This is a genomic window from Prevotella sp. SGI.167 (assembly GCF_050313615.1).
GTDB lineage: Bacteria > Bacteroidota > Bacteroidia > Bacteroidales > Bacteroidaceae > Prevotella.
Genome location: NZ_JBNPLT010000019.1, coordinates 1 through 21,487 on the forward strand (window position 1 = coordinate 1; position 21,487 = coordinate 21,487).

Sequence of the window (21,487 nt, forward strand, 5' to 3'; positions counted from 1 at the left end):
ACCAAATTCTTCGGCAAAAAAGTTCGATAAACAGATATATTTTAACACTCATAAATACTTAAAACATGCCTTATCCGTATTACACCTCTTTTTATATTACGCAAAACATGTGCTTGTACACACCGTATTTGAAAAGGGGAATGAAGCCACCAAGAATAACTTCATTATACACCTATACTTTAACACGTATATTTTTATAATAGGTATATAGACAAATTGATTTAAATGATGCCAGGATACGAATTGAACTAAATCAACTATTCTAAAACATAATTTTACCTATTAACAGGCAACTCGCCATAAAATAGCAGACATGGGCGGCTTGAATGCTTAAAAAATATAAAAAATAGCACATTTTCCGCAATTAAGTGCTTGAAAATCTTTCCAATTGAAAAAAAAACTATAACTTTGCAGCGGTATATATACAATTTAATAAGAAAAAAATAACGAGCTAAGAATGTAATGTCAAAGCGTGACCTAAAACAACAAAGCAACTAAATGCTATTGTATAAGAGGGTCATGAACGACATATTTAGAGTTAGACAACATAAGTTTAATTAAATTTTTAATAAAAAATGAAAAGACAATTAACTAGTATTTTGCTCTTCTCTGCCCTCTTGATGGGTGGAGCTAGCACTTTTGTGTCTTGTACAGACCACGAAAGCGACAATGCTTATAACGCTAGCATTTCTATTGCAGATGCAGTTGCAAAGCAGCTTGACGCTTTGAAGTTGGCAAACCAGCAGTTGCAGGCAAACATCGACGACCTGAAGAGCGATGTTGCAACCAACAAGGACAAGATTGATGCACTTGAAGCACAGGTTGCTGCAAATAAGGCTGCTATCGAGAACTTGAACGGAACTTGGACTGAGAAGTTCCAAAAACTCAACACACAACTTAATGAATCAATTGGTGCGCTTGGAGATAGAGCTACAGCATTGGAGGAAGCAGTTAACAAAATTAACGGTCAGCTTCCTACTGAACTTGCAAAGTTGAACCAGGCTATTCAGGATATCGCTGAGCTCAAGACTAAATCTAAAGAGGTTGATGAGTTGCAGAAAAAGCTTGATGAACTCAACGAAAAGCTCTATGGCAAATTGGCTGGTGAGGGCGACATCAGCACTTTGAAGGATGCCATAGATATTATCAATGATCAGTTGACGACCATGAGTGAACAGCTTGATGCTATCTATGCTATCTTGAATAACAACGTTTCAGGCATCGTAATCCAGGCAACAGATTGCCCTGTTACAGGTTACGAGAATGCCGCATTCCTGGGTTCACAGGCTAATATCCTTTCTGCATACTGGGGCGTTCCAGCTTCAGGTGATGAGGATTTTGAGGTAAAAGGCGGCAAGCTTATCAAGTCTGACGCAGGTAACATCTACATCAATATCAACCCAGCAAACGTAGACCCATCTAATATCACATTCAGATTGGTTGACAGTCAGGGCAACGACGCTCCAGGCTTCAAGTTGGGCGCACCAGTTGTTACAGACAAGGTGCTGAAGTATGGTATCACCCGTGCTACATCAGCTAATGGCTTCTATGCAATCCCTGTTGAGTGCACAGATCCTCAGAACGACGGTTTGGATATGAACAAGGGGCAGTTGAAGGAAGCTGCAAAGAATGTACTTGCTAAGTTGCAGGATCCTAAGTCAACAAGCTTGAACCTCTCTGGTCTTGCTTCTGCTTTGTATAGCAACCTCAACAACCAGTTGACAGCATACGGTGTCCAGGCTTCTTGGAAGCAGAAGGATCAGAATGGCAATGAAGTAGAGAAGGTTGTTACATCTGAGATCAAACTGGCTGCATTTGCTGTTAAGCCATTGAGTTTCGATTTCTTGGCAAACAACAGCAAGCTCGACAACCTCAGCCTCGACCGTTTCATGTTGCCAACTAATTTGTCAGAGAAGCTGAAAGGTATCAGTGGTCTTGACTTCAATAACATTATCGACCCATCAACAGGTAAGACAATCGAGGTTGCTACAGTAGTAGCTGTACCTGGTGTAAAGATTGTTGCTAATGGCACAGATCTCGACATCATCCAGATTTCTGACGGCAAGAAGCTTAACACCATCAAGAACGCTTATATCGTAAGCTGGGAAAAAGCTAGCCAGGACATCTCAATTGAAGTTAACGGTGAGGCTGGTAGCGCATCTGGCAGCACAACTTTGGAAACATACATCTATCAGATCAAGGTGAAGGATGATACCATGAAGGATCTTATCGCAGACCTCAACAAAAACTTGTCAACAACATTGGGTCCTGTGAAGACAGCTCTCGATTGGGCTAACACATTAGCAGGTAAGTATGACCAGAATGTTGCTACGGTAAACAACTTGATCAAGAAGGTAGAGGGTGTTATCAAGAACGTCAACAAGTACTTGCAGCCAGCCATCATGTTCAAGGCTGATAATGGTTCATGGAACTTCGTCAGCACAGGTAGTCACTTCGCAACAAGTTTCGTAGGTGTTGGTGCAACTCCATTGGTTGCTACTTCTTACACTGCTGAACTTTTGGCTCCTGCTTACAAGAAGCAGTTGTACGTTAAGGAGGCTGGTGCTGAGATTCTGGTAAACGGTAAGGCAACAAAGTCTGCTTTCAACGGTCAGATCCAGAAGGTAGTATTCAATGCTTCTAAGGCAGGTAACTATACCATCGTTTACAAGGCTATCGATTACTCTGGTAAGGTAGTAGAGAAGAACTTCTACGTTACAGTTAAGTAATAAAACATTCGATAATAGGCAATTAAATTAATAAGAAAAGATTATGAAAATCAAGAATATATTACTGTCAGGTGTAGTAGCTATGGGTTGCATCAGTGCATCAGCCCAGGAAGCTGATAAGACTGTAAATGTCTTCAATCCACACTGGTATGTACAGGCACAGGTTGGTGGTCAGTACACTTTGGGTGAGATTTCTTTCGATAAATTGTTGTCACCAAATGCTCAGCTTGGTTTAGGTTACAACTTCAACAAGGTTGTAGGTGCCCGTCTTTCTCTCAACACATGGCAGAGCAAGGCTGGTCAGAAGGTTCAGAACACTACCTACAAGTGGAAGTGGAACTATGTAGCTCCTATGGTTGACGCTACATTCAACCTTTCTAACCTCTTCTGTGGTTTCGACCCTAACCGCGTAGTAGATTTCGGTGTATTCGGAGGTATCGGTGCCAACATCGCTTGGGGTAACGACGAGGCAGCAGACGCTCAGAAGGCTATCCTTGCTAACAAGACTGTCAGCAACGCTACATCAGTTGGCGTACATGCTCCATTGGAGTATCTCTGGGATGGTTCAAAAGCTCATTTCGCTGCACGTTTGGGTGCTAACGTAGATTTCCGCGTAAGCGAAAAAGTAAAGATTGGTGTTGAACTTTCAGCCAACACATTGAGCGACCGTTTCAACTCAAAGAAGGCTGGTAACCCAGACTGGTATTTCAACGCATTGGTAGGTGCTAAGATTGCTCTCGGCAAGACCTATACTACTAAGGTAGTTCCTGCTCCAAAGCCAGTAGAGAAGATTATCGAGCGCATCATCGAGAAGCCAGTTGTTGCTCCTGTTAAGGAAGAGGTTAAGGAGGTTGCAGAAGAGAACTTCCGTCGTGATATTTTCTTCACAATCGGCAACTCTACCATCGCAAAGTCTCAGAGAAACAAGATTTCTGAGATTGTTACTTACATGCAGGAGAACCCAGACGCAAAGATTACTTTGACAGGTTATGCAGACAAGGGAACAGGTAGCGCAGCAATCAACGATAAGATTGCTGCTCGCCGTGCTCAGACTGTTTACAACACACTTGCAGCTAAGGGTGTTGCTAAGAACCGCATGATCAAGAAGTCTATGGGTTCACGCGTTCAGCCATTCGAAAAGAATGCCATGAACCGTGTAACAATCTGTATTGCTAAGTAATTAGCCATCAGATAATCATTAATAAGCAATAATTATAACCGGTCTTCATACTTATCATGTAAGCAATGGAGATCGGTTATTTTCTAATTTCAAGAAAGCTAACAAGAATGAAAAAGAGAATATACATGTTTCTGCTTGCCAGTTCTGTAATGTTCAGCACCCAAGCTCAGATTACAGGTAGCGGTTTCTACAGAATAAAAAATGCAAGTTCAGCCAGATGGATGTCACTGAGTGATAATGATAGTAAAGGTATCGATTACCAAAGTACCAGCGCTGACTGCAGCGCTTTGCTTACCAACGCTCTTTGGGATGAGATTTCCTGCGACCCGGGAAGTATCTTCTATCTGGATCCTAAAGGAGGTGAAAGCTACAACATCGGAGCGCAAGGTACAAGCATCAAAGAATTGATAAACTACTACATCTATATCACCCCAAGAGGTGAATATTACACAGCCTGGCAAGAACTCAAGGGGCAAAAAGCATTGTTGGCTGATAAAGAAAGTTCTAAAGACAAAAGTTGGGTAGTTACCAATGGTAAACAGAGTAACTGGATTGTTACTCCGATCAACAACAGTGACAACTATCTGGGAGTAAAACCAACCGTAACTGTAGGCAACAAGCATTACGCAGCCCTCTTTACCGGTTTCGCCTACACCCTAAGTCAGGGAATGAAGGCTTATTACATCACAAAGTTTGATGAAGGTAAGGGCAATGCAGCCTATCAAGAGTTAACAGGAACTATTCCAGCCGAGACTCCTGTAATCATCGAATGCACCTCTACCGATATCAGCAAGAATCAAATCACTCCTGTTGTCAGCTCGACTGCAACTCCTAAAGACAACAAGCTGAAAGGAGTATACTTCTGCGTAGGCAACCCATGGAGTGGCAAATTTAACTCTGTCAAGTTTGACGCAACAAAAATGCGCACCCTGAATATCAATTCAGAAGGCAAGTTGTCGTTAACAGCAGCTACCAATAAACTCCCTACCGTCATGCGGAAAGAAGAAGATGCCAATGGAGATAATCTCACCACATTGGCAATTCCAGCCAACAGCTGGTATCTTCCTGTATCAAACAGTGCCCCTAAGGAGTTTAACCTGCTGACTGAAGCAGAATATGCTACTGGAATCACTACCATCAGCACCACTCCTGGCAAGACGACATACACCGTTTATTCGTTGACAGGAGTACTGGTAAAGAAGAATGCAGAGTCCATCGATGACCTTCCAAAAGGAATATATATCGTCAATGGCAAGAAAATAGCCCTTTAAGAAACAAAAAAGCCCCAAATACTTGCCACTTTGGGGCTTTTTGCATAACTTTGCACCCTCATTTAATGTAATCAATAATTTATGAAGAAATATTCGATAGCTTTGGCAGTAGGATTGCTGCCATCTCTCACGACAATGGCGCAGAACGCAGAGAACCTTGGCAAGGAGCAAACTGCAGAGAAATGGATCAAGAACATAGACGCCTCCATCACTACAGGTACAACAGGTATAGGTTTCGACGTGGCTGTACCTGTGAATGATATGGTCACCCTGCGTACCGGTTATTCCTGGATGCCCCGCACACATGTCACCATGAACTTTGGCGTACAAGTGGGTGATGAAAAGTTATCTCAGGAAGAAGAAACCGCAAAGTTCAACAACCTGGCGAATATGCTGGAAGAATATACAGGAACCAGAGTTGACAGCGATATCGACATGGCAGGAACACCCACCATGAACAACTTCAAACTGTTGGTGGACGTTCATCCTTTCCAAGACAGGAACTGGCACATTACAGCAGGTTTCTATTGGGGACCATCCAAAATAGCCAAGGCAGAGAATGCCATCTATGATGGTACCTCGCTAGTAGCAGTAAGCATGTATAACAACCTCTATGAGCGCGTGAAGTCATCCTACGAGAATTTCATTCCTTACATGAACATTGGTGACCAGTATCTCTATGCAGGTAAGGAATTGTACGACAAGTTTATGAGCTACGGAAGAATGGGTGTTCGCTTGGGAAATCGTACAGACGGCTCGATCTTCCGCCTGGAGCCAGATGCCAACAACAATGTTTCAGCTACCATCCGTGTAAACAGTTTCAAGCCCTATCTTGGCTTTGGTTACGGTGGACGACTCTTCAGGGACAATGACATCTACCACATCTCTTTTGATGCCGGTATTTTATTCTGGGGAGGCACACCAAGAATCACAACCAATGATATCCACAAGGTCACTTTCTCACCTAATGAGGACTATACGGAAGCTATCAAGAACGAAACGATTGAACCAGGAGTCAACCTTGCAAAGGATGTATACAATATTCCGGGCAAGGTAGGCGACTACGTGAAGTTCTTCAAAGGATTCAAGGTTTATCCTGTATTAGAATTGAGATTAAGCCGCAGAATCAGTTTTTAAAATAAAGAATCATATCAATAAAAGCATAAAAACGCTAGAGTTTCACAATCGTAAACTCTAGCGTTTTTTATTGATGATATGAAAAATATCTTAATATTCTTTTACTTCTGCTCTTTCAATTTCTTATCCCATTTCAGCAGATTCAGATATTCCTTCTTGGTAATTCGCATAAAACTACCATGCTGAGGACCTGTTACGCCCTTGATATCCACAGGGTCAGAGAAATTGCGGAGATACTTATCAGCCTTACAGATGCGATAGTGCTTAGGGTTGTCGCTATACTGGATATAAGCCACTCGCCAGGTATCATCACCCATCAACTGGAAGGCAGAGCTGCCCTCGCAATTCTTGCGGCCCTCGAAGCTGACATAATCATTCTCTACAGGCTCACCCCAACCATGATTCAAATACTCGCTTGTAGCGGTATAAATACCCGGCTTTCCTCCCTCTTTCTTGATAAGCATGTGGAAGAGACCATCGCTCTTGAGATAGTTGATATCAGCATCGATGGTAGCATATCCCCAGTCGAAGAGCAACTTTGGAGTGGTAATCTTGGTGAAAGTCTTATCAGCATAGCTGTAGTACATGCGGTCGTACTTTTCCTCTGCACGGTTGAGCATAGAATAGTAAATCATGTATCCACCCTTCTCACCATTTTCCCAGCGATAATCAGAATCCCAAAAAATCTGAGGTGCCCAGACACGGTTGATAGTACTCCAGTCTTTATAAGGAGACTGAGCAGTGGCAGCATCGCAGAAGTTCTGCATACCCTTACGATAATCGAAGGTAACGCTGGTCCAATGAATCAGGTCCTTACTCTTCAGGAGGTCAATGCCATAATTGTCCCATTTGTGGCTCTTACGAACGCACATATCAGTAGTAACCATAATATAGCCTTTGCCGTCATGGGTACGGGTGATGTAAGCATCGCGGGTACCGCCTTCGATACGGGCATGCTCCTCTGGGTCGAAGATAGGTTTACCCTCGTTGATATCCTGATAGTTGTAGCCATCACGAGAAACAGCATAGGCTGTCCATTCACCCTTATCACTCATGTGACAGTAGAGATAGCCATAATCTCCCTTTACAAGATTCTGTGCGGTCATTGGCATGAAGGCAGCCAACGCCAAGAGAACGTTTGATAATTTCTTCTTCATTTCTTGATCTTCTTAGTTTAATTATTATTAGTCGAATTATTGGGTGCAAAATTACACTTTTTATTTGAGACTACCAAATCAAGAAGGCTACAGAGCTATAGTTTTATCGGAAAATACTCCTTTTTGAACGATTTATGCTCGGGGGAACAGGCGATGGAATCTCCTGGAACGGGGGCGAAAGGGGGGAAAGGAGGACGAGGAAAGGAGGACGAAGAAAGGGAAACGAGGAAAAGGGAGGACGAGAAAAAGGGAGGCAAACCTCATCACAAGGTCCGTCTCCCCTACTTATAGTTATAAATAACCGATTTATTTGATTCATCTCAATGCAAGTACTTACGATGATCATTGCAAATACTTGCGTTTGCCAATGAAGCTTACTTCGTGAATATCCGGAAATTACTTGTTTAAGAACTTGTCAACCTGGGCAGCAATCTTTCTGCCGCTTGCCATGGCACGTACTACCAAAGAGGCACCGCTGGCTGCATCACCTGCCACGAAGACATTCTCAGCAAACTCTGGCTGCTGAGGTTTCAGGAAGCCCATTGCCAGGAATACAGCCTCTGCCTTGATAATCTCCGGCTCACCAGCCTCTACCATCAACGGACGACCACCCTCAGGGTTTGGCTTCCAGTCGATAGGCTGAACCTTCACACCTGTCAGCTTTCCGTTCTTTCCCAGGAACTCCAGAGAGTTGATGTTCCAGCGACGGGTACAACCTTCCTCATGACTGGAGGTGGTCTTCAGGGTGCGAGGCCAGTTTGGCCAAGGATTCTTAGGATCCTCAGGACCCTCTACCGGCTTAGGCATAATCTCGATCTGGGTTACACTCTTGCAACCCTGGCGATGAGCGGTACCGATACAGTCGGAACCCGTATCACCACCACCGATTACCAATACATCCTTGCCCTTGCAGTTAACCAGCTCATCCTTAGAGAACTCCATACCAGCAAGGATACGGTTCTGTTGAGAAAGCAGTTCGAGGGCGAAATAAACACCCTTCAGCTCTCGTCCAGGAATCTTCAGGTCGCGGGCTGTCGGCGTACCGGTAGATACCACATAGGCATCGAAGCCTTCTGGCAACTTGGTAACATCAATCTGCTGGTTATACTTGAATTCAATTCCCTCCTCTTCGAGAAGACGGAGACGGCGGTCGATGATGCTTTTGTTGAGCTTGAAGTTAGGAATACCATAACGCAACAAGCCACCTGCGTTCTCACGTGCCTCAAATACAGTTACCTTATATCCCTTATGGTTCAACTGGTTGGCAGCTACCAGTCCCGCAGGACCGGCACCGATGACAGCCACCGTCTTGCCATTACGCTCAGGAATCTCAACATGCACATAATCCTCAGAGAAGGCGTGCTCCACGATGGCGCACTCATCCTCACGGTTAGTGGTTGGCTCATGATCCATGAGATTCAGGATACAAGCCTTCTCACAGAGTGCAGGACAGATGCGTCCTGTGAACTCTGGGAAGTCGTTGGTGGAATTGAGGAGACGGTAAGCCAACTCCCAGTCGCCCTTGTAGAGGGCATCGTTCCACTCCGGTGCCTTGTTGCCCAGCGGACAAGCCCAGTGGCAGAAAGGCACGCCACAATCCATGCAACGGGAAGCCTGCTGTCGGCGGTCGTTGCTATTCAATGTCTGTTCTACCTCGCTGAAGTCGAGGATTCTATCGTGAATTGGTCTATAACCTGCTTCCTTGCGAGGTATAGTCAAAAATGCTTTTGGATTTCCCATCTTTTTAAAAGTAAAAGGGTAAAAAGGTAAAAAGGTAAAAAGAACATTCTTGCTTGCTGCTTGTTGCTATTTACTTAAACCTTATGTTACCTTTATTATTAATTTATTTGTTACTCGCATTTTACCGGACTTAAGGCAAAGGAAAGGGGATAAGGTTCTTTTTACCCTTTTACCTTTTTACCTTTTATTAATAGTCTCGCTGCATATCCGCAATCTTCTGCTGCAACTTCTTTACCTGTTCCTCCTGGAGAACTCGCTTGTACTCGATTGGCACTACCTGGATGAAATCCTCTACGTAGTGGTTCCAGTCATCGAGCATGGTTCGGGCGAGCTTACTGCCGGTGTAGAGATAATGCTGACGGATCAGCTCGTGCAACTCCTTGCGATAGGTGCTATCCTCCACGAGGTTGATCTCCACCATATCCATGTTACAGAAGTAATCGAAGTTGTGGTTCTTATCCCATACGTAGGCAACACCACCACTCATACCAGCGGCGAAGTTACGGCCGGTTTCACCGAGAACTACTACTCTACCGCCCGTCATATACTCGCAGCAGTGGTCACCAGCACCCTCAATCACGGCGATGGCACCGGAGTTACGAACACCAAAGCGCTCGCCTACCTTACCATTGATATACAACTCACCACTTGTGGCACCATACAGACCGGTGTTACCGGCGATGATATTATCCTCGGCAGAGAAGTTGCTGCGGATAGGAGGAAGGATGGAAATACGACCTCCTGAAAGTCCCTTGGCAAAATAGTCATTGGTCTCACCCTCGAGTTTGAAATCCACTCCCTTGACCAGGAAGGCACCGAAGCTCTGACCTGCAGAACCCTTGAACTTCACGTTTACGGTCTTGTCAGGAAGACCAGCCTCACCATATTTCTCGGCAATCATACCGCTCAGCATCGCACCGGCAGCACGGTCAGTATTCTTGATGGCGAAGTCGAGGTTCACTTCTTCCTGGTTCTCGATGGCACGCTGTGCACCACGGATAATCTGCTGGTCGAGTACATTGTCGAGGTCATGAATCTGCTCAGTAGTATGATAGAGTGAGCAATGACCTGTCTCACGATGCAGCAAGCGAGAGAAATCGAGCAAGTCTGCCTTCTCCTCGATGCTCTTGGCCACCTCTGGCTCTACGGCATCAGCACCCTCGGTAGGAACAATCTCCTCATCCTTCTTGCGGACGATGAGCTCGGTATGACCGATGATATCGTTCAATGAGGTATAACCCATCTCAGCTAGATACTCACGAACCTCCTCGGCGAGGAAGCGGAAGTAGTTGATGAGGTACTTGTAGCTGCCACGGAAGTGCGCACGGAGCTTAGGATCCTGTGTAGCAACACCCATAGGACAGGTATTCAGATTACACTTACGCATCATGACACAACCCAAAACGATGAGGGCTGCCGTACCGAAACTGAATTCCTCAGCACCGAGCAAAGCCATCAGGATGATGTCACGACCGCTCTTCAACTGACCATCTACCTGCAGACGAACCTGACCACGAAGACCATTCTTCACAAGAGTCTGCTGGGTTTCAGAAAGTCCAATTTCAGGAGAGATACCTGCGAAACGCATACTAGATGCAGGGCTGGCACCTGTACCACCCTCAGCACCAGAGATAACGATGAGGTCAGCCTTCGCCTTAGCCACACCGGCAGCGATGGTACCCACACCACTCTCAGCTACCAACTTCACGGAGATAGCCGCCTTAGGGTTCACATTCTTGAGGTCGAAGATGAGCTGAGCCAAATCCTCGATACTGTAGATATCGTGATGAGGTGGAGGAGAAATCAGGCTGATGCCAGGGATAGAGTGACGGGTCTTGGCGATGACCTCGTTGACCTTGAAGCCAGGCAACTGACCACCCTCACCCGGTTTAGCACCCTGTGCCACCTTGATCTGGATTTCCTCTGCATTTACCAAATATTCTGTTGTCACACCAAATCGACCGGAAGCCACCTGCTTGGTCTTGCTGGAGAGGCTGATGCCATCCTGTGTAGAATGGAATCGCTCGTTATCCTCACCACCTTCACCGGTATTGCTTCGAGCGCCCAGGGCGTTCATGGCGAGTGCCATTGCCTCGTGAGCCTCCTTAGAGAGGGCACCGAAACTCATCGCACCGGTAACGAAGTGCTTCACGATTTCCTCTACTGGCTCCACCTTATCTATAGAGATAGGATTCTTGCGGAAGCTGAAGAAGTCGCGGATGAAGATAGGCTCCTGCTTATCGTCAACGAGATGTGTATATTTCTTGAAGAGATCGTAATCGCCCTTGCGGGTTGCGAGCTGCAGGGTGGCGATGGTCTCTGGGTTCCAAGCGTGCTTGATACCATCCTTGCGATAGTGGAACTGTCCCATACTTGGCAGGAAGTCGAGTTTCTTGGTCTCGAATGCCTTGTCGTGCAGGCGGATGGCATCACGGGCGATGGTTTCGAGTCCGATACCGCCGATGGTGCTCACCTCTGTTCCGAAGTAGCTCTTCAGCAGACTCTCGCTCAAGCCGATGCTCTCGAAGATTTTGGCACCACGATAGCTTCGGATGGTAGAGATACCCATCTTAGCCATAATCTTGAACAAGCCCTTCTTCACAGCCTTGATGTAGTTCTGCTCGGCTGTATGGTAATCCTCCTGAATCTTTCCCTTCTTTACCAGGTCGTCGAGGATGGCGTATGTCAGGTATGGACAGAGGGCTGATGCACCGTAACCCAACAACAGGGCTGCATGCATTACCTCACGAATCTCACCGCTCTCAACGATGAGGGCAGTCTGCACACGCTTGCCGGCATCAATCAGATAATGATGTACGGCACTCACGGCGAGCAGAGATGGAATGGCGGCATGGGTCTCATCCACGCCACGGTCGCTCAAGATGATGTAGTTGTAACCATCATCCACGCTCTGGGCAGCCTGCTTGCAGAGCTCATCCAGAGCTTCATGCAGTCCTTCTTCGCCCTTGGCGGTTTCGAAGAGCATGTGGAGTTTCACCGTATTGAATCCCTTGTAGCGGATATTCTGAAGGATATCCAGCTGGGTATTGGTCAAGATAGGATGTGGCAGACGAACCATCTTGCAGTTGCTCTCGTCTGGGTTCAGAATGCCGGAACCTACTCTACCGATATACTCGGTAAGACTCATCACGAGGTTCTCACGGATAGAGTCGATAGCAGGGTTGGTAACCTGAGCAAACTGCTGACGGAAGTAGTTGAAGAAAATCTGTGGCTGGTCTGAAAGCACGGCAAGCGGAGTATCATTACCCATGGATGCAGTAGGCTCCTGACCCTTAGTAGCCATCGGGATGATGGTACCATCGATGTCTTCCTCGCCAAAACCGAACTCCAATTCCTTGCGAGTGAGGTTTTCTACAGCGTTTTCCACTTTTCGTCCGCTACGCAGCTTTTCCAGTTCAATACGGTTGGTGTTCAGCCACTGGCGGTAAGGATGCTGCTCAGCCAGGCGCTCCTTGATTTCGCCATCATAGTAAATCTTGCCTTCCTGGGTATCAATCAGGAGAATCTTACCAGGCTGCAGACGGCCCTTCTCGGCAATCTCGGTTGGGTCGAAATCCATCACGCCCACCTCAGAAGCCACAACCATCATATCGTTCTTGGTGATGGTGTAGCGTGCAGGGCGCAGACCGTTTCTATCGAGCATACCACCGGCATAACGGCCATCGCTGAAGAGCAGGGCGGCAGGACCATCCCATGGCTCCATCAGGATAGAGTGGTACTCATAGAAAGCCTTCAGATCCTCAGAGATAGGGTTCTTGTCGTTGAAACTCTCAGGTACCATCACAGCCATGGCATGAGGCAATGACAGACCGCTCATTACGAAGAACTCGAATACATTGTCGAGACTTGCCGAATCACTCATATCAGGCTGAACGATAGGAGAAATCTCACGGATATCGCCCAAAGCCTCACTGCCCAACACACTCTCACGAGCCTTCATCCAGGCACGGTTACCACGGATGGTGTTGATCTCACCATTGTGTGCAAGGAGACGGAATGGCTGAGCCAGACTCCATGTTGGGAAGGTGTTGGTAGAGAAGCGGGAGTGAACCAATGCCAAACCGCTTGTAAAATAATTATTGGTCAAATCAGGATAGTACTGACGCAGCTGGAGGCTGCTCAACATACCCTTATATACGATGTTCGAATTAGACAACGAACAGATATAGAAATCAGGATCGCTGATTCGTTTCTCGATACGCTTACGGATGAGATAGAGGGTGCGCTCGAAGACAGGCACCTTATCATCGGTAACACCCGTGATGAACACCTGTTTGATGGCAGGTTCGTTGCTCAATGCAGCCTCACCCAGACAGTCTGGGTTGGTAGGCACATTGCGCAGGTGCATCAGCTGCAATCCCTCGCGCTCAATTTCCTCGATCATGATAGAGAGGATATCCTGCTGTTTCTTCTCGTCCTTAGGCAAGAAGACGAGACCCGTTCCGTATTTTCCCTTCTCAGGCACAGGGATACCCTGAAGAAGAATAAACTCATGTGGAATCTGGAGCATGATACCGGCACCGTCACCCGTCTTGTTATCGGCACCCTCGGCACCACGATGGCGCATGTTTTCGAGTACCTTCAAGGCATTATCGACCAGCTCATGACTCTTGTTACCGTGGATATTCACCACCATACCTACGCCACACGCATCGTGCTCATAGGCAGAACTGTACAATCCTTTTTCCATTTCTTGTTCGTTTTATATCGGTTATTTCTATAACTTAATACTCATTTTATCAAGACTATTCTTTTTATCAAGAATTAGAGAATTTTCATTCTTGCTTCTCATAAAGATAACAATGAGAATTTCAAGACTGAGAAAAAATTCTCTAATTCTTGACTTTAAAAAATAATCTCGAATAAATCTTCCTGATAATTCACTTTACTTCTTATAAGCTTCTTGATGGACTCCCGCAACGGCTCTGCCGCTAGGGTCGTTCTGATTCTTGAAAGAAGCATCCCAGGCAAGGGCTTCGGCTGTAGAACATGCCACGCTAGGAACGCTAGGCACGCTCTTGGCAGCACTGTCGCTTGGGAAATGCTCGGCGAATATAGAGCGATAATAGTACTCCTCCTTGTTCTGTGGAGGATTGATAGGGAATCGCTCGGCAGCATGCGCCATCTGCTCATCGCTTACGGCAGAAGCGGTAATCTGCTTCAGGGTGTCAATCCATGAATAGCCCACTCCATCGGAGAACTGCTCCTTCTGTCGCCATGCCACTTCTTCAGGAAGCAGATCGGCGAATGCCTCACGAACCACCTTCTTCTCGATGGTCTTGTTCGGACACATCTTCAATACCGGGTTCATGCCCATCGCTACATCCAGGAACTCCTTGTCGAGGAAAGGCACACGGCCCTCGATGCCCCATGCAGCCAGACTCTTGTTGGCTCTCAGGCAATCGTAGAGATAGAGTTTGCCGAGCTTGCGTACGGTTTCCTCATGGAAAGCCTTGGCATCCGGTGCCTTGTGGAAGTAGAGATAGCCTCCGAACACCTCGTCGGCACCCTCGCCCGAAAGCACCATCTTGATACCCATGCTGCGGATGACTCTCGCCAGCAGATACATCGGGGTAGAGGCACGCACGGTGGTTACATCGTAGGTCTCGATGAAGTAGATGACATCACGGATGGCATCCAATCCTTCTTGGATGGTGTAGTTGATTTCGTGATGCACGGTTCCGATGTGCCCGGCTACCAGTCGTGCCTTTGCCAAATCAGGCGCACCCTTCAAACCTACGGCGAAGGAGTGCAGACGTGGCCAGTAGGCCTTGGTCTCGCCACCGTTCTCTACACGGGTAGAAGAGAATTTCTCGGCTACGGCAGAGATGACTGAAGAATCAAGACCACCACTGAGAAGTACACCGTATGGTACATCGCTCATCAACTGGCGCTTGACAGAAGCTTCGAGTGCATCGTGGATTTCCTTTACCGCAGCTTTCTCCTGAGGTTCAGCACCCTTCAACTGCTCTTCAGCTTTCTTGGCATCATCAATCTGATATTTTTTCTGCATGGCAGCATACTCAAACCACTCGCGGGTATAGTAACGCTTCATGCCAGGATTCTTGCTATAATAATAATGACCTGGGAGGAATGGCTCATAGTGGTCGCACTGACCTTCCAATGCCTTCAACTCACTTGCCACCAGCACCTTTCCATCTTTATCATAACCGATATAAAGAGGAATCACACCGATTGGGTCTCGGGCGATGAGGAACTCATCACGCTCTGCATCGTAAAGAGCGAAGGCAAAGATACCGTTCAGCTCTTCAAGCATCTTGGAGATACGGGCGTGGAGCGCATCCTCACCTTTATATATTAAGGTATCAAAGTCGGAATCTGCTCGCATCTCACGATAGAGAGAAAGAATCACCTCGCAGTCGGAACCGGTCTGATACTGGTATTTGCCAGCAAAACGGGCACGGATATTCTGATGATTATAAATCTCACCGTTTACGGCAAGCACCTGTTTTTTGTCTGGTGCAAACAAAGGTTGGCGACCACTTTCCGGGTCAACAATACTCAGACGCTCATGTGCCAGGATAGCAGAACCACCACAATAGATGCCGCTCCAGTCTGGTCCGCGGTGACGGATCTTCTGGCTCATACGAAGCGCTTGCTGTCGCAATTCAGGAGTTTGCTCCTGAATATTGAAGATAGATACGATTCCACACATAATATCTTTTCCTTTCTTTTACGGTTATTTATAACTCTAATTCTTATCAGAAACTCGCTTTCAATATCATTTTGCTAAGTTTCGGGTGCAAAATTACTACTTTTTGATAATATACAAAAGATTTTCGTTACCTTTTGTCTTAAGAAAAGAAACTCAATTACATTTTTACACATAACTACCTATTTAATCTTTTATTTTGAAAGCGTAAATCACGCCAATCATTACAGAATAACACAAAGAGAGAAAAATAAGATAAAAGCATTAATTCAACAGAAATCCCTACGCTCTGAAAGGGCAGGGCGTAGGGACAAACATCATACTGCAATCCATATCAATACGATGAAAGTTTAGTTAAAAAATATATAGGATTGTGCCGTTTTTCCCATTTTTTTCGTATCTTTGCAGTATTATTAGTTTTATTACAAATAACCTAATTTATTCAATTATTCCGTAGATGTTACTATAACAATATGAGAAAGAAACTTATAAACCTATTCATGATGACTTGCGTGATAGCTGGTGGCTTCACACAGGCATCCTTTGCTCAACAGGCAAAATCAAGCAATCTCACACAGTTTGTCAACCCTAGAATCGGAACGGGTGGTCACGGTCACGTATTCCTCGGAGCTAACGTTCCGTTCGGATATGTACAGCTGGGTCCTACCGAACCATCCCGTGGCTGGGACTGGTGTTCCGGTTATCATCACTCAGACTCCGTACTCATCGGTTTCGGTCACCAACACCTCAGCGGTACCGGTATCGGTGACCTGGGCGACGTGGCATTCCTGCCTGTAACCGATGCCAACCAGAAGGAAATCCTCTTCAGTCATGCCAACGAGAATGTGCGCCCGGGCTATTATGCCGTAAAACTGCAGCAGCCTAACGTATGGGTAGAGCTCACTGCCACCCAGCGTGCCGGATTCCAGCGCTACACCTTCGGTGCAGATGCACAGCAGGCACAGCTGGTGCTCGACCTGAAGCAGGGCATCGGATGGGATGCGGCAAAGGAGTACAACGTAGACAAGATTACATCTACCACTATGGCAGGTCATCGCTTCTCCAAGGGTTGGGCAAACGACCAGAAGGCATTCTTCTTCGCTGAATTCTCACAGCCTGTCACCGTGAAGCCATTGGGAACCGGAAGATGGTTGATTACTGCAGCAGATGTTACCAAACCATTGCTGGTCAAGACGGGCATGTCGGCTGTAAGCGCCGAGAACGCCAAACAGAATTTGCAGAAGGAGATTCCAGGCTGGGATTTCCGACAGGTGGTGGCTGACGCTGACGAAGCATGGAACAAGGAATTGGCTAAGGTGAACATCGAGACCAACGACTCCGTATCCCGCCGCATCTTCTACACTGCGATGTATCACAGCATGACCGCTCCATCCGTGTTCTCAGATATCAACGGACAGTATCGTGGTGCCGACGGCAAGGTGCATGACGGCAACTTTACCAACTACACCACCCTCTCACTCTGGGATACCTATCGTGCGGCTCATCCGCTGATGACGATGATTCACACCGATATGCTGCCAGATATGGCAAGCACCTTCATCAACATCTATCGCCAGCAGGGCCAGTTGCCAGTATGGCATCTGATGGGTAACGAAACCAACTGCATGGTGGGCAACCCAGGCATTCCTGTGCTTGCCGACATGGTATTGAAGGGCTATGTAAAGGATAAGGAAGGCGCTTACGAGGCACTGAAGCAATCGGCTCTGCGCGAAGACCGTGGTCTGGGTCTGCTCAAGAAATACGGTTATCTGCCTTACGACAAGGAAAAGACCAAGGAAACCGTGGCAAAGGGTCTGGAATATGCTCTGGCTGATGCCTGCGTGGCAAAGGTGGCTCGCATGTTAGGCAAGAAGGAAGATGCCAAATATTTCGAGAAGAGATCTAAATCTTACAGCAAATACTTCGACAAGGAAACCGGATTCATGCGCGGCATCGGTTCCGACGGCAAGTTCCGTACTCCATTCGACCCATTCTCTGCCGAACATCGTGACGATGACTACACCGAAGGAAATGCATGGCAATACACCTGGCTGGTGCCACATGATGTTCACGGACTCGTAAAGCTCTTCGGCAACGAGCAGAAGTTTGTAACCAAGCTCGATTCGCTCTTCATCGTCACCGGAAACATGGGCGATAATGCATCTCCTGATATCTCAGGTCTCATCGGTCAGTATGCTCACGGCAATGAGCCTAGCCACCAGGTGCTCTACATGTACAACTATGTGGGCCAGCCTTGGAAGGGAGCCCGCCTGCTGCGCCAGACCATGGACGAGATGTATAAGGACGATTTCGACGGATTGAGCGGCAATGAAGACGTGGGTCAGATGTCGGCATGGTACATTCTTTCTTCCTTAGGTCTCTATCAGGTAGAGCCAGCCGGCGGCAAGTATATCATCGGCAGTCCTATCTTCGACAAGGCATCGCTGAACATAGGCAAGGGCAAGACCTTCAGCATCATCTGCAAGGACAACAGCAAGGAGAACATGTATATCCAGCATGCCAAGCTGAACGGCAAGCCATACACCAAGTCGTACATCATGTATAACGACATCATGAAGGGTGGCACCCTGGAACTCCAGATGGGCAGCCAGCCATCCAAGTGGGGAACACGTCCTGCCGACCGACCATAATATGAACTAACTAACAAAAGATAAGAAAATGAGAAAGACTATTTTAGCAATGGCTCTTCTTGCCTCCATGACAGCGATGGCTCAGGAGAACGCCAAGGTGGATGTCCACGCACGCTATACCAAGGTGGTGACACCGGTGGATGGCAAGTACGAATCTAAGCGTCCGCCAGTAGAGGACCGCCTCTTCACCTCCACCGCCGTGGAGAAGAAGATCAAGGAAGTACAGAAACTGCTGAAGAAGAACCCAAAGTTGGCTTGGATGTTTGCCAACTGCTATCCTAACACCCTGGAGAGCACCGTCCATTACCGTGTGCTAGAAAACGGTGACGATGATACATTTGTATATACAGGCGACATCCCAGCTATGTGGCTCCGCGACTCGGGAGCACAGGTTTGGCCTTACGTAGCCCTCGCCAACAAGGACGAGAAGTTGAAGAAGATGCTGAAGGGCGTGATTCTGCGCCAGCTGAAATGCATCAACATCGACCGCTATGCCAATGCCTTCAACGATGGTCCTACGGGTGCCGGATGGGTGAAAGACCGCACCAAGATGCAGCCGGATGTATTCGAGCGCAAGTATGAGATAGACTCCTTCTGCTACCCTATTCGCCTGGCTTATGAGTACTGGAAGGTGACAGGCGATGACTCCATCTTTGGCGAAGTATGGATGCAGGCAGTAGAGAACATTCTGAAGACTTTCCATGAGCAGCAGCGCAAGGTAACCGCCAAGGCATATCACTTTACCCGTGTTTCCGACCGTGCCTTCGATACCATCGGCTGGGACGGTTTCGGTGCTCCGGTGAAACCAGTGGGATTGATTGCCTCCATGTTCCGTCCATCGGATGATGCCACGATTCTTCCATTCCTGATTCCTTCCAATTTCATGGCAGTATCATCTATGAACAAGGCTGCCGAAATTCTGAAGCATGTGGCAGAGAAGGATGCGGCAAAGAAGGAAGCGGCTCTGAAGATTGCCAAGGATTGCAGCAGTCTTGCCGATGAGGTTCAGGGAGCCTTGCAGAAGTATGCCATCTACAACCATCCTAAATACGGCAAGATTTATGCCTACGAGGTAGATGGTTTCGGCAATCAGCTTCTGATGGATGATTCCAATGTGCCATCCCTGTTGGGTATGGGCTATATGGGTGATGTGCCGATGAACGACCCTATCTATCAGAACACCCGCCGTTTTGTATGGAGCGAGGACAATCCTTGCTTCTTCCGTGGCAAGGCTGGCGAGGGCATCGGTGGTCCTCACATCGGATACGACATGCCATGGCCTATGTCTATCATGATGAAGTGTTTCACGGCACAGAGCGACGACGAGATTCGTTTCTGCATGAAGATGTTGCTGAACACGGATGCGGGCATGGGCTTCATCCACGAGTCATTCCACAAGGATGATGCATCAAAGTTTACCCGTCCTTGGTTTGCATGGCAGAACACGCTGTTTGGAGAATTAGTGATTAAGCTGATCAACGATGGCAAGGCAGACTTGCTGAACAACTTATAATACACCTTATTATATATAGAGAGAGAGGAGGATGTGTCATGAGTCCATGGCACATCCTCTTTTTCGTTTCATTAATCGTCCCACAGTTTTCACAGATAACGCAGATTTAGGATTTTTGAATTTGTAAAGAATTACAAGTAAAGGATACCCTCTGAAAAACTGAAGGTTGTGAAGGAAGGGTCACAAAAAAAACTGAAATCTGAAATTAAAAATCATTTTTATATGCAGCGTAGAGTAAAAAAATATGTAATTATATGATTATTAGGTAATTGCAATATATTTAGCCAAGTTTTAAAATGCAGTTTTTGACATGAAATTATTATTTTAAAAAAGTGCCTTCAGTCCTTCAGCCAACATTTTTGTCCATTCTTCTTACTTTCTAGCCCTATTTTAACACTCCAAAAAACTTTGCCTTCAGTTCCTTCAGTTTTCATGTCTTATTTTTTTATTTTTCCTCTTTTTCCAAAGAATCAAGATTTTTCAACACGCTATTATTTTATCTCTCAGAGATATAGTTTTATCTCTCAGAGATATAGTTTTATCTCACAGAGATAATATTTTATATCTCAGAGATATTTTCCCAACAGAAGTTTCGCATGTAATTCAAGTACGGACAGAAGAGACAAATGAGGGTGTGTCATGAACTTATGACACACCCTCTTTTGTTATTTATAAAACTAAAAAACTATATATTATGGTTGCAAGGTGAAACCTACTACCAGGAAGGCTTTCTCGGTGCTAGGGTTAGCAGCCACCTGAGTGAAGACTGGAACAGAGAAAGAATCTGTAATCTTCAAATCCTTGGTTGCTTTCACACCTACATGAGTAACAGCGAAACCATTGGCTTCACCATAGAAGGATGTAGCAAACGGAACAGCACCTACACTTGCCTCCCAATCACAGCCACCTAACTTGAATGGAGCTGTAGCCTCAACGTATGAAGAATAGGCACGGTCGCCATCCTTGTTGACTCCATCATTGCCTGCAAAGTTGGTATACCAGTTCAAGGCAAGCGGACCGAAATCATAACCTACATTTGCCTCGAATACATGAGAAGTCTCATGAGCAGAATAAGCAAAATACTTCTCATTAGGAGAATTGAACCAGTAATCAGTTACACCGATATGGAAACCTCCAGTCTCGTATGCCATGGTAAGATCGAACTCTTTGGTATCTTCTGGCTGAGAAATACCAACACTTCCCCATGCTGTAAGAGACAAGCCTTTATATCCAATGCCAAGAGTAGGCTGCAAAGAAATTGCTCCCAAATCCTGACCACGCCAGTAGTACTGGCTCACGATATCAGCACCCATAGATGTTTCCACCTTGTCCTGTGCCATAGCAGCAGGAGCAAATGCCATCAAACCGAGTGCCAACGCACCTATCTTCTTCATATCTAAATGCTTCATATTCTC

General features: G+C 46.5%; 11 protein-coding genes. 6 read left to right on the forward strand and 5 right to left on the reverse strand.

Going from position 1 to position 21,487, the window contains the following annotated elements:
- Positions 1-575: 575 nt before the first annotated feature.
- The 4 genes from ACQRBJ_RS10485 (at position 576) to ACQRBJ_RS10500 (ending at position 6,317) form a co-directional block, all read left to right on the forward strand.
- Positions 576-2,729 carry a hypothetical protein gene (locus tag ACQRBJ_RS10485; RefSeq protein WP_445303575.1) on the forward strand — a complete coding sequence of 718 codons (2,154 nt, stop codon included), beginning with the start codon at positions 576-578 and terminating at the stop codon, positions 2,727-2,729.
- A 43-nt stretch (positions 2,730-2,772) separates the two neighbouring features.
- Positions 2,773-3,909 (forward strand): OmpA family protein, encoded by a 1,137-nt coding sequence (locus tag ACQRBJ_RS10490; protein WP_445303576.1) that lies wholly within the window; start codon positions 2,773-2,775, stop codon positions 3,907-3,909.
- 107 nt (positions 3,910-4,016) lie between these two features.
- Entirely contained in the window at positions 4,017-5,180 is a 1,164-nt protein-coding gene (locus ACQRBJ_RS10495) for a T9SS type A sorting domain-containing protein (RefSeq protein WP_445303577.1), read from the forward strand.
- A gap of 81 nt (positions 5,181-5,261) precedes the next feature.
- On the forward strand, positions 5,262-6,317 hold the full coding sequence (locus ACQRBJ_RS10500) for a hypothetical protein (RefSeq protein ID WP_441937191.1): 1,056 nt from the start codon (positions 5,262-5,264) through the stop codon (positions 6,315-6,317).
- Positions 6,318-6,418: 101 nt separating this feature from the next.
- Here ACQRBJ_RS10500 and ACQRBJ_RS10505 read toward each other — a convergent pair whose 3' ends face one another.
- The 4 genes from ACQRBJ_RS10505 to asnB form a co-directional block, all read right to left on the reverse strand.
- Positions 6,419-7,474, reverse strand: coding sequence for a glycoside hydrolase family 43 protein (locus ACQRBJ_RS10505; protein ID WP_445303578.1), 1,056 nt, complete (start codon positions 7,472-7,474; stop codon positions 6,419-6,421).
- Positions 7,475-7,870: 396 nt separating this feature from the next.
- Complete coding sequence (locus ACQRBJ_RS10510; RefSeq protein WP_294969493.1) at positions 7,871-9,214, reverse strand: glutamate synthase subunit beta; 1,344 nt, start codon at positions 9,212-9,214, stop codon at positions 7,871-7,873.
- A gap of 187 nt (positions 9,215-9,401) precedes the next feature.
- Positions 9,402-13,925 carry a glutamate synthase large subunit gene (gltB, locus tag ACQRBJ_RS10515; protein WP_445303579.1) on the reverse strand — a complete coding sequence of 1,508 codons (4,524 nt, stop codon included), beginning with the start codon at positions 13,923-13,925 and terminating at the stop codon, positions 9,402-9,404.
- Between the two features lie 195 nt (positions 13,926-14,120).
- Positions 14,121-15,911, reverse strand: a complete 1,791-nt coding sequence (asnB, locus tag ACQRBJ_RS10520; RefSeq protein ID WP_445303580.1) for an asparagine synthase B — start codon at positions 15,909-15,911, stop codon at positions 14,121-14,123.
- A 470-nt stretch (positions 15,912-16,381) separates the two neighbouring features.
- On the opposite strand from asnB, the gene ACQRBJ_RS10525 reads away from it, so the two are divergent.
- Both ACQRBJ_RS10525 and ACQRBJ_RS10530 read left to right on the forward strand, forming a co-directional pair.
- Positions 16,382-18,559 carry a GH92 family glycosyl hydrolase gene (locus ACQRBJ_RS10525; RefSeq protein WP_295345992.1) on the forward strand — a complete coding sequence of 726 codons (2,178 nt, stop codon included), beginning with the start codon at positions 16,382-16,384 and terminating at the stop codon, positions 18,557-18,559.
- A 28-nt stretch (positions 18,560-18,587) separates the two neighbouring features.
- Positions 18,588-20,072 (forward strand): glycoside hydrolase family 125 protein, encoded by a 1,485-nt coding sequence (locus ACQRBJ_RS10530; protein ID WP_294969484.1) that lies wholly within the window; start codon positions 18,588-18,590, stop codon positions 20,070-20,072.
- Positions 20,073-20,764: 692 nt separating this feature from the next.
- Here the strand turns inward: ACQRBJ_RS10530 and ACQRBJ_RS10535 are convergent.
- Positions 20,765-21,481 (reverse strand): hypothetical protein, encoded by a 717-nt coding sequence (locus ACQRBJ_RS10535; protein WP_445303581.1) that lies wholly within the window; start codon positions 21,479-21,481, stop codon positions 20,765-20,767.
- Between the last annotated feature and the right edge of the window lie 6 nt (positions 21,482-21,487).

What these genes read in the sequence shown, in the direction of transcription:
- ACQRBJ_RS10530 (WP_294969484.1), top strand. Translation starts at nt 18,588, where the DNA reads ATGAGAAAGACTATTTTAGCAATGGCTCTTCTTGCCTCCATGACAGCG.
- asnB (WP_445303580.1), bottom strand. Translation starts at nt 15,911, where the DNA reads ATGTGTGGAATCGTATCTATCTTCAATATTCAGGAGCAAACTCCTGAA.
- ACQRBJ_RS10500 (WP_441937191.1), top strand. Translation starts at nt 5,262, where the DNA reads ATGAAGAAATATTCGATAGCTTTGGCAGTAGGATTGCTGCCATCTCTC.
- ACQRBJ_RS10510 (WP_294969493.1), bottom strand. Translation starts at nt 9,214, where the DNA reads ATGGGAAATCCAAAAGCATTTTTGACTATACCTCGCAAGGAAGCAGGT.
- ACQRBJ_RS10495 (WP_445303577.1), top strand. Translation starts at nt 4,017, where the DNA reads ATGAAAAAGAGAATATACATGTTTCTGCTTGCCAGTTCTGTAATGTTC.
- ACQRBJ_RS10505 (WP_445303578.1), bottom strand. Translation starts at nt 7,474, where the DNA reads ATGAAGAAGAAATTATCAAACGTTCTCTTGGCGTTGGCTGCCTTCATG.
- ACQRBJ_RS10525 (WP_295345992.1), top strand. Translation starts at nt 16,382, where the DNA reads ATGAGAAAGAAACTTATAAACCTATTCATGATGACTTGCGTGATAGCT.
- ACQRBJ_RS10490 (WP_445303576.1), top strand. Translation starts at nt 2,773, where the DNA reads ATGAAAATCAAGAATATATTACTGTCAGGTGTAGTAGCTATGGGTTGC.
- ACQRBJ_RS10535 (WP_445303581.1), bottom strand. Translation starts at nt 21,481, where the DNA reads ATGAAGCATTTAGATATGAAGAAGATAGGTGCGTTGGCACTCGGTTTG.
- ACQRBJ_RS10485 (WP_445303575.1), top strand. Translation starts at nt 576, where the DNA reads ATGAAAAGACAATTAACTAGTATTTTGCTCTTCTCTGCCCTCTTGATG.
- gltB (WP_445303579.1), bottom strand. Translation starts at nt 13,925, where the DNA reads ATGGAAAAAGGATTGTACAGTTCTGCCTATGAGCACGATGCGTGTGGC.